The following is a 13,616-nucleotide window of genomic DNA, read 5'->3' as shown; positions in this document are numbered from 1 at the left end:
CATTCACAAAGCCCTGCACGGAAACAACGCGGGTCACTTTATCAAGGCTGCCCAGCTCATCCCGGATGACCGCCAAGCGCCCCAAGATGGCATCCCGGGCAGCCTCGCGGGCGGTTTCTGCCGAAACCTGGGTGGGAACCTGCCCTTTGTAAGCCTCCTCGGCCAGGGAAGGAAGACCACCTGAAAGGAAGAGAAGATTGCCAGTGCGGACGGCATTGACGTAGCTCGCCACCGGAGTGGCAACGGCGGGGAGTTCGATAGCAAGTTCGGTAAGTTTGGCTTCTGCTGACATGGGCGCGAGCCTAGGAGCATCCTTCCGCGTGGTCGAGTCTTTGCCTTCTCTTTTATCCTCCCTTGGCTATGGTCCCGCACAGATGAAAGAAGTTTACACCCTGAGCGACTTGGCCGACGAGGCGGCCCTGAACCCTGCGGGAGAAAAGCCCGCCAAACTGGCAGTGATCGGCCACCCGGTGGCTCATTCGCAATCCCCCCAGCTGCACCAACCCGCGCTGGACGCCCATCAGCTTGAGGCCCGCTACATTCGTCTCGACCTGGAGCCCGGCGAGCTGGCCGAGGCCTTTGCCCGCATGAAGCAGCTGGGCTTCGTGGGCTGCAATGTGACCGTTCCCCATAAATTCGAAGCCCTCTCCGTCTGCACGTCCCTGGACCCTGCGGCGCAAGCGCTGGGCGCAGTCAATACCGTCCTTTTTGGCGAGGGAGAGGAGAAGCAGGGCTTCAATACCGATGGCCCGGGCTTTGTGCAGGCCATTCGGGAGGAATTCTCGGTCGATGTCAGCGACCTGCGTATCATGCTGGTCGGAGCCGGTGGAGGAGCTGGCCAAGCTCTCGCCACCCAGTGCGCGCGCGAGGGTTGCGAGCAACTGGTCTTGGTCAACCGCTCCCTGGACAAGATTGAGGAGCTGGCGGGACGGCTGCAGCCCCTTTTCTCCTCTCAAAAATTGAACGGCCCCGGAGAACGGCTCATGACGATGGCGATCGACTCACCCCGACTGGCAGAAGCTGCCGACCACTGCGCTCTCATCGTGCAGACCACTTCCCTGGGCTTGAAGGCCTCCGATCCGACTCCGATTCCCCACCGCTGCCTGCAACCGCACCACCTCGTCTACGACACCATCTACCAGCCCGCCAAAACCAAGTTTCTCCGGGAAGCGGAAGCCAACGGAGCACGCATTGCCAACGGGCTATCGCTCCTTCTGCACCAGGGAGCGCTCAGCTTCGAATACTGGTTCCCCGGGAGCCACCCCCTTCCCGCCATGCGGAAAGGACGACGCTAGCGGGTGACGGCCCCCCATAAAAAAGGCGACCGCAAAGGTCGCCTGTTGATGAGGGGTGCCGGGTTGTGAATGACGCGGGAGAGGATTACTCAGCGGACTCGGAAGAATCGCTTTTCTCCTCGCTCTTTGCTTCTTCAGCAGCAGCGGGAGCAGTTTCTTCAGCAGGAGTTTCCGCCTTGATTTCCTCGGGAGCCGGTTGAGCCACCTTGGTCGCGGCTTTCTTCGCGACCTTTTTGGCTGCTTTCTTAGCAGCCTTCTTGGCGGCAGGTTTTTCGGCTTTCTGGGAAAGCACCTGATTGGTTTTGGCGAGTTCCTTCTTGCGCTTGAGGTATTGCTTGCGACGGCGACGCTTGATGACTTTTCTATGCTGCTGGCCCATATCGTTTATCGTGAGGGGCGGTCTAAAGCCCTTCTCCGGGTCACGCAAGAGAAATCGTTGTCCTCCTCTCCCCGCAGCCTTGATTTTCTCGCCCAAAGGGCGGATTCTCCCTCGCGTGGTAGCCAAACCCGACCTCCGATCACTCACTGCCGACGAATTTGCCGAGTCTTTCCAAGACTTGGGCCAGCCCGCCTATCGTCGGGATCAAATCCTCGACTGGCTGTGGAAAAAGCGCGTGCGCTCCATCGACGAGATGAGCAACCTGCCGGCCGAACTGCGGCAGACCCTCAAGGAGCGCTATGAGCTGACCGTGCCGGAGGTCGCCCGGGCCCAGGGCTCGAAGGACACCACCCGGAAGTTGCTGCTCAAGCTCAAGGACGGCCGCTATGTGGAATGCGTCCTCATCCCCGCCTCCCCCGCCCTCTACGGGGAACAATCAGACCGCCTAACCCTCTGCGTCTCTTCCCAAGTCGGTTGTGCCTTTGGCTGCAAATTCTGCGCCTCGGGCTTGATGGGCTTCACCCGCAACCTCACTGCCGGCGAGATCACTTCGCAAATTTTATTGGCTGAGGAACTGGCCGGCACCCGGGTGAACAACCTCGTGTTCATGGGCATGGGAGAACCGCTCGCCAATTTACCCAACCTCCTCAAAGCCATCGAACTCATCACCTCGCCTCAGGGGCTGCATATCGGGGCCCGACACCTGACCATCTCCACCTCCGGGGTGGTGCCCCAGATCAAAAAGCTGGCCGACAATCCCCGCCAGATTCGACTCGCCATTTCCCTCCACGGAGCGACCGACGAAGTGCGCTCCCAGATCATGCCGGTCAACGAACGGTGGGGGGTGGAAGCCCTCTTCGAAGCCCTGCGCTACTGGAATTCCCAGAAAAAGCAGCACCTCACGCTGGAATACATTCTCATCGCGGGAGTGAACGACGACTTGGAGCAAGCCCGCATTTTAGCCAAACGCGCGCGGGGCATCCGGGCCAAGGTCAACCTGATCCCTTACAACACCGTCGAGGGGCTGCCTTGGGTCCGCCCCAGTGAGGACCATTGCCGGGCCTTTCGGGACATTCTCAAGAACAGTGGCGTGCAGGCCACCCTCCGACTGGAAAAAGGGCACGACATCGATGCCGCCTGCGGGCAATTGCGCCTGCGCGAGGAAAACGCGAAAATGGGCTCTACCATCGAGAAGGGCTAGCGGATCCAGAAACCGGAATTCGCAACCTCAAGTCCAAGACCGCAGCAAAAAGGCGATGCGGCCATCAAAAAAGCCCGCAGAAAGGCGGGCTTTGGTTCAATTCGGGAGTAGATAGAAAAGCGGAGGAAATCAGAACGGGATATCGTCCTCTTCCTCATCATCGTAGCTGCCGGAGCCTTGTGAAGAAGAAGCGCCCTGATCGGGGGAGGAAGACTCCTGCCCGCCGGATTGATAGCCGCTGTTGGAAGACGAGTAATTTCCGCCCTCTCCTCCTGAAGACCCTCCGCTGCCACCGGGACCACCGATGAACTGCATCGATTCCCCCACAACTTTGAGTTTGCTCCGCTTCTGCCCGCTCGCTTTGTCTTCCCAAGAATCCAACTGCAAACGGCCCTCGATAAAGACCTCCCGGCCTTTGGCGAGGTATTGATTCACGATCTCCGCCTGCCGACCCCAGAGGGTGACATCGACAAAGGTCGTTTCCTCGGTCCGCTCGCCCCCATCACCACCTCCGCGATAGCGGTTGATGGCCATGCCAATATCGGCCACTGCGGTCCCCTTGGGGGTGTAGCGAAGTTCCGGGTCGCGGGTCAGGCGTCCCATCAAGTAAACTTTGTTCAGATTTGCCATGGTGAGGGATGCTATCGGCCCGCACGGGGCAAGGCCAAGAGCAAATTCGGATCAACTTCTCCCAAAAAGGAGATTAGGAAAGACGCTGATAATGCTGGAGGTAAACAAGATCATTCAATCGCAGGCGCTCCTGGATTTTGCCAATGACCTCGGGTTCCGCCAAAAAGATAAAATTCACGTAGTGACCGCCGTCCAAGTCGCGCGCATTGTATGCGAACTTCCGGCGGCCCAGCTGCTGGATCTCGTCCAGCTTGGCTCCCACTGCTTCCATTTCTTTGCCCACGCTGCTGACAAGGTCATCAATGCCCTTGTCGCTCCCCTTCGTGTTCAACACAATTAGACCTTCGTATTTCCTGCTCATCGTCGCTCGGGTGCTCTTCCTTCGGTTTATTCTTTACGTTAAATTTATTGGCCGCGCTCGTCACGCCGACCGAAGCGGCAAGCTGCACGGCCTGCACCGCTCTTGCAAGCGTGTTTTGCACTTCATCGCGTTCATTTGGGGCAAATGTCCCCAAGACGTGCCCCACGAGCTTGCCGGGAGCGGCCGAACCGACCCCCACCTTGAGGCGGGGAAAGTCTTTGCTGCCAAAATGCTGGATCAGAGACTTGATGCCATTGTGCCCACCGTCGCCCCCGCTGGCACGAAAGCGCAAAGTTCCCACCGGGAGGGCGACATCATCGTAGACCACGAGGATTTCCTGGGGCGTCCAGCGGTAAAAACGGGCCAGACTGGCCGCCGAGCGCCCGCTGTGGTTCATGAAAGTGGTCGGCTTGAGTAGAGTAAGAGCGCCGATTTTGGCCACCTCCCCTTCCCACTTGCGCTCCTTCTCAAACTCGGCCCCCGCCTCCCGCACCCATTGATCCAGGACCTCGAAACCAATGTTGTGGCGGGTGCCCTCGTATTCCTTCCCGGGATTTCCCAACCCGATGATTAATTTCAACTCACTCACTGCGCTTCATCCTCTGCCCTTTCCCGGCGGAGACCAATAAAAAACCCGCCTCCTGCGAGACGGGTTTTTTCCAAAGGGATCGAGCCAAGCAGAGCTTAGCCTTCAGAGGACTCGCTGGCGGGAGCTTCGGCCTCCCCAGCTTCGCCCTCTTCGCCTTCCTCATCGTCCGCAGCCACCCGGGGAGCAGCGATGAGAGCCACGACGAGCTCGGCATCGACATCGACCGAAACTCCTTCGGGGAGGTTCAGATCCGACACATGGAGAGAATCGCCAATTTCCAGCTCGGAAATATCAGCACCGAGGGTCTCGGGCAGGTCCTTGGGCAAACAAGTGACGTCGATGCTGTGCAACTGCTGCTCCAACACCCCGCCAGCCTTCAGGCCTTTGGCCTCGCCGGAAAGAATCACAGGCAAGTGGGCGGTGATCTCGGTCGTCGAGCTGACCGCGAGGAAGTCCGCATGCAAAATGGAATTGGTCAGGCGGTCATGCTGGATGTCCTGCACGAATGCGAGCTGCTTCTTTCCGCCTTCGATCTCGAGGTTGACCAAAAAGCTGTCGGAAACGGTGGAAGCGAGGAGTTCGCGGAAAGACTTGGCGTCGATCTTGAGGTTGAGGTTTTCCTGTCCTCCGCCGTAAACGACGGAAGGAACCCATCCCTCCTTACGCATTTGCTTGAGGAGTCCGGAACCAGTCCGTTTGCGTTCTTCTGCTTTCAGTGTTGCGGTCTTTGCCATGGCTTCTTAATGTTAAAAAGTGATTGCGCTTCGGCGTTACGTCGCGCTGGGGCGGCGGTGATTACACCTCCGGACCGCTGATGTCAAAGAGAGAACTCACTGATTTTCCCTCATGAATACACATGATGGCTTCGCCAAAGAGGGAGGAAACGTCCACCACCTCCACTTTGCCCTCGCGAACCACGGGAGTGGAATTGGTGGTCAGTAGCTTCTCAATCGCCGAATTTTCAATGCGCTCACGTCCCAAATCACCCAGCACGGCGTGAGAAACCCCGGCAAAAATACGCCGCGCTCCGTTTTGAGCAAGAATCTTCGCCGCGGCACAGAGAGTGCCCGCGGTTTCCGTCATATCATCGACGATGAGCACATCCTGTCCCTCCACCGAGCCAATGAGATTCATCGCTTCCACTTCGGTGGAGCTGACGCGGTGCTTGGCCACGATTGCGAGACCAGCCCCCAGGAGATCCGCGTAGGACCGCGCGATTTTCACCCCCCCGACATCCGGGGAAACCACAGTGAGCTTGGCCGGGTCTTCCCCCTGTCGCAAATCCCGCACCGCTCCGATGAGAGTGCGTTTGGCATAAAGATGGTCGACCGGAATATCGAAAAAGCCCTGAATCTGAGCCGCGTGGAGGTCCATGGTCACCACTCGCTGCACTCCCGCAGCGGTGAGAAGATTGGCCACCAGCTTGGCCGTGATGGGAACGCGGGGCTGATCCTTCCGATCCTGCCGCGCGTAGCCGAAGAAGGGTATCACGGCGGTGATGTTGCCCGCACTGGCCCGCCGGGCCGCATCGACCGTGATGAGCAATTCCATCAGGTTGTGGTTGGTGGGCGGACAGGTCGGCTGCACGATGAACAAGTCTTCACCGCGGATGTTTTCATTGATTTTGACAAATGTCTCGCCGTCGGGGAAGCAAGTCACCTTCACATCCACCAACTCCTGCCCGAGATAACGGGCAATCCCTTGTGATAGCTCTTCGTGAGCGCTCCCTGAAATCAACTTCATGTGCCTGAGGCGCGGAGTGTGCCGAAACTGTTGCAATTGACAACCATGGACCGGAACAACTTTGCAATCACTTGGCCCCCCGGCTGAACAAAACCGCCGGAATGGTTTTCATAATCAACTTAAAATCAAGCCAAAGAGACCAATTGTCGATATAGGCCAAATCCATTTTGACCCAGTCCTCAAATTCCGTGATTTGATTGCGTCCCCCGGCCTGCCAAGTGCAAGTGATGCCCGGTTTGACGCTAAGACGACGCCGGTGCTCGATGCGCTCGAACTCATCCACCTCGTAGAGCGGGAGAGGCCGTGGCCCTACCATACTCATATCCCCTTTCAAGACATTGAGAAGCTGGGGCAATTCGTCGATACTGGTCTTGCGCAGCCAGGTGCCGAAGGCAAAGACCCGGGGATCCTTGTCGAGCTTGAAGACCGGACCGCTCATCTGATTACCCACCTCCTTCTTGACCTCCGCCAGCTTGGCTTCGGCATCCGGCACCATGGTGCGGAATTTATACATCGTAAATGGTTTCCCATAACGGCCGGCCCGTTTTTGCCGAAAGAGGACGGGACCAGTGGGGCTGCCATGCTTCACCCCCGCAGCCGCCACCAACCACAATGGCAAGCTAACTAGAATCAAGCAAAAGGCCGCCACACGGTCAAAGACCGCTTTCGCGAAAAGTGCCCACGAGAGCTCGGGGGTGGAACGCAACACCAGCATGGGCTTGCCGCCCACCAAATCGAAGTCCGGTCGCGCAACCTGAGTGCGAATGAAGCTCGCGGAAACCCAGGCTTCCACCCCTTGAAGCTCACAGATCTCGATGGCCTTGGCGAGCTGACCGAATTCCGTATGCCGGGCTAAAAAGAGAACCCGCCCCACCGACGCATCCTTGATCTTGCTCTCGAATTCAGCAATGGAAACCTCCCGCAAATCGAGCTTCTCGACAATCTTCCATCCCGCTTTCACTTCCTCCGAAGTGGAATCCAAGAACTCCGCGATTTCAGCCTCTCCTCCGGAAATAATCACCGCCTCTTTGGCATCCTCGGCTCGAATGGAATGGAGAATAATGCTCTTGGTCGCGGCCTCACGAAGCAGAAGCACGATCCCAGCCAAGGGAATACCCGCTCCCAGAATCCAGCGGCTCTCCACCGATATTTTCGCAAAAATCACCACCAAACCCACGATCAGGCTGACCACGATGAAAGATTGGAGCAGCTGGACCAGGGAAGTGCCCACCTTTTTCCGTAAGGGATTGCGGTAAAAGCCAAACAAATCGAGCACGAAGGGAAGAAAGGGCACGATGATGAAAAGAACCCAGGTCAAATCGCGAATCCCCCCCTGGACTTGGTTGAGCTCACCCATGCCAATAAGATCACGGAAAGGGTCGCGCAGAAAAGCCGCGATCATGAATGCCACCCAAGTCAAAATCGCGTCCACCAATTGGAGGATTTGAATCGAAAAATTTTCTCGTTTGCCGTTTACCATACGATTGCCAATATGTGGGAAAGACCCTTAGTGATTTTGCGCGACTAGGGAAGCTTCGATTGCCAATCCAGCAGAGGGACGGGCTCGGGCTCGATGCGGGCTTGCTGGAGGAAGCTCACCCATTTCCCGGTTGCCTCCCGCGCGGCCTTGTTGTGCTCACTCCGGGAATAATTTCGGCGGTAGCTCTCCGCGAAAGCTTCCTGAGCCTCCTGAAAGTAAGACAAAGCCTCTCCCGAACGTCGATTGTGAAACGCTTCGTGCCCCTGCCGCAGGAAATGCCAGCCAATCCCGTGGATGACACCATATTTGTTCTCCCGCCTCCCCACGGCCTGCAAAGCCCGCAAATGATAGCGGCCCGCTTTCTCATATTGACCCAATTCATCAAGCGCGCGGGCATAGCTGGCCAGGCTTTCTCCGTCCAAAGGATGTCGTTCAACCGTTCTTTCCCAGTCCTCAGCCACCTGCCGCAAGACCGAGGGTTGGGGCTCCTCAGTGTTCACCCTTCGTGACAGAGACTGCCGGGCAATTTCTTGCCACACCTCGAAGGAAGGTGCCTGTTTGGCATAATCCCGCTGCAGCGCAATCACTGATTCGTTCTTCAGCTTTTTGCCTTCGATCGCCGCCCAGGTGGGAGCGGCAAAAATCTCCGCTTTTCCGCTCCAAATGGTGAAAGCCCCCACCAAGCCGATAAGCGAGAGACCAACGACAGGAATCTTCCTCACGCCCTGCCGGGCTTCGCTGGAACGGTTATTCCCCATGGAAAGCCAGGCGATGCTCCCTCCCGCCACCAGAAAAGCAAATAGGATCAAGTTGGGGGCGATGTGCAGATTGAAATCGAAGAGAGACCGAGTGACCTCTGCCGCCAAGACGCCCAAGGCGCCGGCCTTCAGCCAAATCACCTTCCCTCCCGGAGGGACTTCTTCCTCGGCAGCGGGCTGCGCCAGAGCCGCCCAAGCCGCGTAGACGATGAGAGTCAGCACAAGAAGAAGGCCCACTAAGCCATAATCACAAAGCACTTGCGCATAATCGGAGTGCGCCATCACCGCATCGCCAACCCACCCTCCTAGTCCGGCGAAATTCCGAGGAAAGCCGTAGGAGTAACTTTCCGCCCCCATCCCCAGAAAAGGCCGTTGAAACCACAGATCCAAGGCTAGCCCAGCCATGCGCAGGCGTTCCTCCAACTGACCACTCAGGATGCCATCCCCTCCCCGGTTCTCCATGATCCGTTCAAATCCCCAGAATCCAAAGAGAGAGACGAGAAGCAAAGCCGCGCCCACTGCACTGGTCCGCTTCCAAGAGAGAGCCCTTCGCGCCCCCTCCTCCCGCAGGGCCCAATGACGAGCCAGAACAAAACTCAGAATCCCTCCCCCCATCATCACGGCGAATCCACTCCGCGAGTTGGTGAGCAATCCAACAAGGGCACCAATCACGAGCAGAACGAGAAGCCCGAACCGGACCATCAGGTGATGGCGCTCAGCAGCCCGGGCCGCAAAAACCGGAAATGCAAAGGCGAGAAAGCCAGCCAGGTAATTACGGTGATAGTAAAAACCGCTCACTCCTTTGATATCCACCCGATCTCTTCTCAAAAAGGCGAACTCCGAGTCCACCACCGCCTGATAGCATGACACCAGGCTGTTCGCCAGAAGCAGCAAAACAAGACTTAATAGAAGAGCCCCCCGACCCCAGCGGAAGCGCAGACCAACCAAAGCGGCCATAAAAGCGAGAAAGCCATTGCCAACTAGAAATACATCCCGCCGGGCCAAGTCCCACACCGGCGAGAAATAAGCCCGGCCCAGAAAGTAGCTCGCAGCCAGAAAGACCACCACTGGAAAGCCCATCTTTTGCCCCCTCACGCCCCCACCCCAGCAAAGAATTGCCCCACCCCAGCAAAGAATTGCCCCACCCGCGAAAAATGGCCCAAGAAGCGCCAGACGGGGCAATTCAGCACCGTTGGCGACAACCACCGCCAAGACGAATCCAAGCAAGGTGAGGGTCCATCCAACCTGAACCACCGGGGGACATTTTTGAAGTTCACTTTCCATCACGTTTCTCGTTCCAAGAATGATGTTGCAGGCAGAAACAAGCAACCACTACCAAATGCCAATAAACAGAATCAGAAGCCCAAAGGCGATGACCGAGCCCGCCAGCAGTGAACTTTGAAAAAGCAGCTTCTCAGGAGCCTCTACGCTTTCGGACCGCCAGGCGAGTCGCAAATAAGAAAGCAGGCCCACCGAAGCCGGGAGCACGCTTACCATGAGAATCTCCCGATTGGGTTGAGAGAGACAGTAAGCCAGATAGAGTCCCCCGACCGCCAGGCAGCAGGACCCCACCAGAGTCTTGAGAAGGCCTTCGCTATAACCTCGCAAGGCCGGCCGGGTTTCCCCTACCGGGCGACCCCGGTGCTCCAAGAGACGCCACTCTCCCAAGCGCTTGCCAAATCCAAGCAAGAGGGCCATCGCGTAGGTGCATCCCATCAACCAGCCAGTGGGCTCCAGACCCAAAGCGTAAGCACCGGCCGCCACCCGCAATACAAAGCCCACCGCCAGAGTCAGCACATCCACGAAAGGCCATCCACGGAAAAAGGCGGAATAGGAAGCGGTCAGCCCCAAGTAGGCAGCCCCCGACCAACAAGCGGGCCGGGAGGCAAGCTCGTCGCCATAGGCTGTCCAAAGGCAGCCAAGGCCACCGAGTGCGAGCAATCCCGAAAGCAGCAAAACCTGACGCCCCGGCAAAAGCCCCGAGGCCACCGGGCGATGTCGCTTGCGGGGATGACGGCCATCCTCCTCGCGATTGAGAACATCATTCCACAAATAACCCGCGCTCGCCAAAGCACTGAAAGCCACCAAAACCGGCAACACCTGCCACCAACTGGCGAGGTCTCCAGCTTTGCCCGCAAAAAAAAGAGCGGCCAAACAAAAACCGCTCTTGATCCAATGATGGGGTCGTAGGACCTCCAGCCAAGCCCATCCTCGTCCTCCTTTCCTCATCTCACCTCTCTCCTCACTCCGCGATTGCCTTCAATGGCACCGCATCCTCACGGTCCACCGCTCCCAGCGATTTCTGAAAATGAGGCGCATACCTGGCAATAAACTCGTAGGCCCGCTCTTGCGCTGGAGCCCGCTTCCCATCGCTGCCCACCCAAGACATCACACTGGGATAAGCCCAGCGCTCCCGCCGCCCTTTCAAAATGGAATTCCAAACTTCCAGCCACACCCGCTCTTCATCCGACGGCGTCGAGGCATCCGGTCCAATCCACCAATAGACATAATGCGCCTTCATCTGCAAAGGCTCCCCGTCGGGCCCGAAACGCGTACTGCCATCCTCGTTGCGCAAGGCCTGCACCAGATGAAAATCCATCACCTGCAACGGCCCGCCTGCCGTAGCAATTTCCACTACCTCACGCTTGGCAATGGTCCAATTCTGCGCCCGCAAGCAGACCTGAGGTCGATGCAGGCTGCGCGAATCCGAACCCGCCACAATGAGCGTAGCACTCACCCGATTCTCCAACGCCCGTTCCGGTCCCATCCAATCCGGTGTGTATTCCCGCTTCAAAAAAGTAGTGTCCTTGGGCAACCACTCCTTCTCCTCCTTACTCATCACTCCCCCCCGGATTTCGTAGCCCACCAAATCATCAGGCAACCAGACTACTATGCCGGCCTCGGGATTGGTCTCCGCATCGCTGAAAAAGCGGCAGCAAACCAAGGTCGTGAGGCCCAGCAGAGCAAAAATGAGCGTTCGTATTGTCAGATTCATGTTCGTCCTTTCCACCCCAACAAGACTCAACCCACCTCCCGCGACACCTCCCGTCGCACCACTTTGGAGCGCTTGAAGACCTTCTGCCAACCTCCCTCCATCACCGCCACCATCAGCGAAAGGAGCACCAGCGCGACAACAAAAACCATCAAACCCGCCACGAGGTGAAAAGTGGACATCTCATGCCCCTCTCCCACCGCAAAGTCCGTGCCCCACACCGCCGAGCCCCCGAAGAGCATCAAAATGCGCACAAAGTTTCCCGCCACCGCGACCAAAGGCACACAAGCCATCAGCACCCAACGCTTCCACTCCTCCTTCACTCGCAAGAAAGAGAAAACGAGCCCAATCATCACCAACGCAAAAAGAGAGCGCATCCCGGAACAAGCCGCATGCACATCCAGAGCAATCGGATCGCCTGTGACCGGATCCAAGGCGGAGGTGCTCAAGGAACTGCCACTGGCCACCGCGCCGGCTCCCACCACATTGAGAAACCACGAAGTCAGCTTGATCATGATCAGTTGCAGAGGAGCCGAGACCCGTTCGATGAGAAACCGCCAAGGCCACATCATCCCCAACAACATCCAGAGCCAAAACAGCTTACCAAACCACCTCCAGCCGAGAAACCAGAGAATGGTTCCCAGCACGAGGATCTGCCCCGCAGCATAGCCAAAATACTTCTGCTCTCCCCGATAGCCCGCCCAATAGAATAAAAAGCCAAAAACGAGAAAAGCCCCCCCTCCCACGAGAGCCGGCTCCACTGCCGTATTCAGCAACTCTTTTCGCCGCAGCCAAAACAGACCAGCCACCGCAACGGGCACAAAATAGCCAAAACTCCACTCCCCCCCGTCGAGCCGGTAATCCTTCACAATATGCGTCACCAGAGGCTTACGGATGAACCGCACCTCGCCATCAATGACCTGGCCATATCCCGAGGAATAGCTCAGCATCACAAAAAGCAGCGCAAAAAGCACCGCTACCACCAATCCCATGCCGATTTTGGGTGAAATCATCATCATTATTGCCGAAACTTATTACGCCAAGAGTTCACGCAAACGCACCCGCAACTTCTCGATCGAATAGAGGTCTTCATAACGTTTTCGATTCGCTCGCCCCCACTGGGGCCATTGTTCTTTGGCAGCCAAGGCTTTCAACAGAGCAGTGGTGAGCCCCCCGGTCAAATCTTCTTCCACTCCTTCAGCGAAGACCACCCCCTCACCCTCGCCACAAACCTCCCGATTCGCTCGCCAGTCCGTAGCGACGATGGGCAGCGACCAATGCATGGCCTCTATAGCCACCATCCCAAACGACTCGTAGGGAGCAACGGTTGAGAAGACAAAGAGGTGGGCATTACGATAGGCCTCCGCCAAAGCCTCACCTTTCAGCAAGCCCCGGAACTTCACCCTATCGGGATCTGAACATTCCGCCCGTAAATTCTCCAAATCAGTATGAGTCAAGTCGCGCGCAGGCTCGCCCACCAGATGCAACTCGAGATCGGGATAGTCGCCTTGTATCTGTCCGAAAGCCCGCAGGAGCTCCGGGGTTCCTTTTTCGTGACAAAGGTGTCCCACACTCAGCGCGATGGTGCGCGTCTCGCTCGAACTTCGCAAGCTTTGCCCGCTCCCCTCTCCCAAGGTGTCCTCCAAACCATTGGGCATGACGAAACAATCTTTAAGACCCGCGGCCTCCGCGTCCCGGGAGCCAAATTGGGAAAGCACGATCGCCCGGTCTGCGCGCTGATAGATAGAACGGGCCACCTGCGCCAACCACCGGGGACAACTCTCCAAATACTCCTTCAGTCCCGCTGCTCGGAAATGAAGAAAAACCCGGCGAGAAAACAGATAGGCCCAAGGCAGCAAAAGGGCATCTCGCAGAACAGGCGCCAGATGAGGGCCCCCCACCGGATAGATGATGACATCGATGGCTCCCTCGAGACGGAGCCGGAGCAAACGTCCTACCACCCGCACAAGTTCCAGAACCTTGTCCAGACCCACGCTACTAAAGTTTGCGCTATCCTTGGTGAAATTGAACCGCCAATGCCTGACGGGACCTTCCTCCTCCTTGCGAAGAAGCTGATAGACACGCTGCACGTTCAGGTTCTGCCCACCTACCGGCGGCGGCATCTGCCCCGCTACTACCACAGCTCCTCGTTTGCGTCTCGCCATAAGCTCTTATTTCCTCGATTTGA

The 13,616-nt window shown here is 57.6% G+C and carries 15 protein-coding genes; 2 read left to right on the top strand and 13 right to left on the bottom strand.

Annotated elements, in window-relative coordinates:
* Positions 1 to 292 (bottom strand): RidA family protein (locus JIN78_RS05145; RefSeq protein WP_200390875.1); only part of this gene is annotated, 292 nt, incomplete at its 3' end.
* Here JIN78_RS05145 and aroE point away from each other — a divergent pair.
* Positions 291 to 1,295 carry a shikimate dehydrogenase gene (aroE, locus tag JIN78_RS05140; protein WP_200390874.1) on the top strand — a complete coding sequence of 335 codons (1,005 nt, stop codon included), beginning with the start codon at positions 291 to 293 and terminating at the stop codon, positions 1,293 to 1,295. The genes JIN78_RS05145 and aroE overlap by 2 nt on opposite strands.
* An 85-nt stretch (positions 1,296 to 1,380) precedes the next feature.
* Here the strand turns inward: aroE and JIN78_RS05135 are convergent, their stop codons facing one another.
* Positions 1,381 to 1,674 carry a hypothetical protein gene (locus JIN78_RS05135; RefSeq protein ID WP_200390873.1) on the bottom strand — a complete coding sequence of 98 codons (294 nt, stop codon included), beginning with the start codon at positions 1,672 to 1,674 and terminating at the stop codon, positions 1,381 to 1,383.
* A 115-nt stretch (positions 1,675 to 1,789) separates the two neighbouring features.
* Between JIN78_RS05135 and rlmN the strand changes: the two genes are divergently transcribed.
* The gene (gene rlmN, locus JIN78_RS05130) at positions 1,790 to 2,875 is read left to right on the top strand and encodes a dual-specificity RNA methyltransferase RlmN (RefSeq protein WP_307832978.1); all 1,086 of its coding nucleotides are present in this window, start codon (positions 1,790 to 1,792) and stop codon (positions 2,873 to 2,875) included.
* A 129-nt stretch (positions 2,876 to 3,004) separates the two neighbouring features.
* Here the strand turns inward: rlmN and JIN78_RS05125 are convergent, their stop codons facing one another.
* From JIN78_RS05125 to JIN78_RS05075, 11 genes are all read right to left on the bottom strand, one after another.
* A complete protein-coding gene (locus tag JIN78_RS05125; RefSeq protein WP_200390872.1) occupies positions 3,005 to 3,505 on the bottom strand; it encodes a single-stranded DNA-binding protein in 501 nt (166 codons plus the stop codon).
* 73 nt (positions 3,506 to 3,578) lie between these two features.
* Positions 3,579 to 3,839 carry a 30S ribosomal protein S6 gene (locus JIN78_RS05120; protein WP_307832977.1) on the bottom strand — a complete coding sequence of 87 codons (261 nt, stop codon included), beginning with the start codon at positions 3,837 to 3,839 and terminating at the stop codon, positions 3,579 to 3,581.
* Positions 3,805 to 4,446, bottom strand: a complete 642-nt coding sequence (gene pth, locus JIN78_RS05115) for an aminoacyl-tRNA hydrolase (RefSeq protein ID WP_200390870.1) — start codon at positions 4,444 to 4,446, stop codon at positions 3,805 to 3,807. Before pth ends, JIN78_RS05120 begins: the two co-directional genes overlap by 35 nt.
* 104 nt (positions 4,447 to 4,550) lie before the next feature.
* Positions 4,551 to 5,189, bottom strand: coding sequence for a 50S ribosomal protein L25 (locus JIN78_RS05110; RefSeq protein ID WP_200390869.1), 639 nt, complete (start codon positions 5,187 to 5,189; stop codon positions 4,551 to 4,553).
* Positions 5,190 to 5,250: 61 nt separating this feature from the next.
* A complete protein-coding gene (locus JIN78_RS05105) occupies positions 5,251 to 6,198 on the bottom strand; it encodes a ribose-phosphate diphosphokinase (protein ID WP_200390868.1) in 948 nt (315 codons plus the stop codon).
* 67 nt (positions 6,199 to 6,265) lie between these two features.
* Complete coding sequence (locus JIN78_RS05100) at positions 6,266 to 7,678, bottom strand: sugar transferase (protein WP_267907016.1); 1,413 nt, start codon at positions 7,676 to 7,678, stop codon at positions 6,266 to 6,268.
* Positions 7,679 to 7,722: 44 nt separating this feature from the next.
* Entirely contained in the window at positions 7,723 to 9,531 is a 1,809-nt protein-coding gene (locus tag JIN78_RS05095; RefSeq protein ID WP_200390866.1) for an O-antigen ligase family protein, read from the bottom strand.
* Between the two features lie 237 nt (positions 9,532 to 9,768).
* A complete protein-coding gene (locus JIN78_RS05090) occupies positions 9,769 to 10,590 on the bottom strand; it encodes a UbiA prenyltransferase family protein (RefSeq protein ID WP_200390865.1) in 822 nt (273 codons plus the stop codon).
* Between the two features lie 88 nt (positions 10,591 to 10,678).
* Positions 10,679 to 11,431, bottom strand: coding sequence for an exosortase-associated EpsI family protein (locus JIN78_RS05085; protein WP_200390864.1), 753 nt, complete (start codon positions 11,429 to 11,431; stop codon positions 10,679 to 10,681).
* Between the two features lie 26 nt (positions 11,432 to 11,457).
* The gene (locus JIN78_RS05080; protein WP_200390863.1) at positions 11,458 to 12,441 is read right to left on the bottom strand and encodes an exosortase/archaeosortase family protein; all 984 of its coding nucleotides are present in this window, start codon (positions 12,439 to 12,441) and stop codon (positions 11,458 to 11,460) included.
* 21 nt (positions 12,442 to 12,462) lie between these two features.
* Positions 12,463 to 13,593, bottom strand: a complete 1,131-nt coding sequence (locus tag JIN78_RS05075; protein WP_200390862.1) for a glycosyltransferase family 4 protein — start codon at positions 13,591 to 13,593, stop codon at positions 12,463 to 12,465.
* Between the last annotated feature and the right edge of the window lie 23 nt (positions 13,594 to 13,616).

The sequence above is a fragment of the Roseibacillus ishigakijimensis genome (genome assembly GCF_016595415.1).
Lineage (GTDB): Bacteria > Verrucomicrobiota > Verrucomicrobiia > Verrucomicrobiales > Akkermansiaceae > Roseibacillus > Roseibacillus ishigakijimensis.
This window is presented reverse-complemented; position numbering and strand designations above follow the sequence as displayed.

Bases quoted from the DNA above. Each gene is read 5' to 3' on its own strand.
- JIN78_RS05100 (WP_267907016.1), bottom strand. From the start codon at position 7,678: ATGGTAAACGGCAAACGAGAAAATTTTTCGATTCAAATCCTCCAATTG.
- aroE (WP_200390874.1), top strand. From the start codon at position 291: ATGGGCGCGAGCCTAGGAGCATCCTTCCGCGTGGTCGAGTCTTTGCCT.
- JIN78_RS05080 (WP_200390863.1), bottom strand. From the start codon at position 12,441: ATGATTTCACCCAAAATCGGCATGGGATTGGTGGTAGCGGTGCTTTTT.
- JIN78_RS05085 (WP_200390864.1), bottom strand. From the start codon at position 11,431: ATGAATCTGACAATACGAACGCTCATTTTTGCTCTGCTGGGCCTCACG.
- JIN78_RS05135 (WP_200390873.1), bottom strand. From the start codon at position 1,674: ATGGGCCAGCAGCATAGAAAAGTCATCAAGCGTCGCCGTCGCAAGCAA.
- JIN78_RS05105 (WP_200390868.1), bottom strand. From the start codon at position 6,198: ATGAAGTTGATTTCAGGGAGCGCTCACGAAGAGCTATCACAAGGGATT.
- JIN78_RS05125 (WP_200390872.1), bottom strand. From the start codon at position 3,505: ATGGCAAATCTGAACAAAGTTTACTTGATGGGACGCCTGACCCGCGAC.
- JIN78_RS05075 (WP_200390862.1), bottom strand. From the start codon at position 13,593: ATGGCGAGACGCAAACGAGGAGCTGTGGTAGTAGCGGGGCAGATGCCG.
- JIN78_RS05110 (WP_200390869.1), bottom strand. From the start codon at position 5,189: ATGGCAAAGACCGCAACACTGAAAGCAGAAGAACGCAAACGGACTGGT.